The organism is Halalkalibacter lacteus, assembly GCF_036663595.1.
GTDB lineage: Bacteria > Bacillota > Bacilli > Bacillales > Bacillaceae_D > Halalkalibacter > Halalkalibacter lacteus.
In genome coordinates, this window is the sequence record NZ_JAWRVL010000234.1 from 1 (window position 1) to 269 (window position 269).

Here is a 269-nt window from a genome sequence, read left to right on the forward strand (position 1 = left end):
GGCCATCATCGACAGGGACGGGAACCTCTTCGACGCGACGCCGAGCGGCGGGTGGGTGAACGGCGCGGTGATCCTGGGTGATACCGGCATCGGGATGAGCGTGCGCGGCGAGCAGTTCTTCCTGGACGTGACGCGGGCCAACCAGATCCGCCCGCGCGCGCGTCCGCGGTACACGCTGACGCCCAGCATGGTGTTCAAGGACGGCACGCCGCTGATGGCGCTGGGCACGCCTGGTGGGGACAACCAGGATCAGACGATCCTGCAGGCCT

At 68.8% G+C, this 269-nt stretch carries 1 protein-coding gene; it reads left to right on the forward strand.

What is annotated here, in order from left to right; genetic code table 11:
* Positions 1 to 269 (forward strand): gamma-glutamyltransferase (locus SAZ04_RS22210; protein WP_332699788.1); only part of this gene is annotated, 269 nt, incomplete at both ends.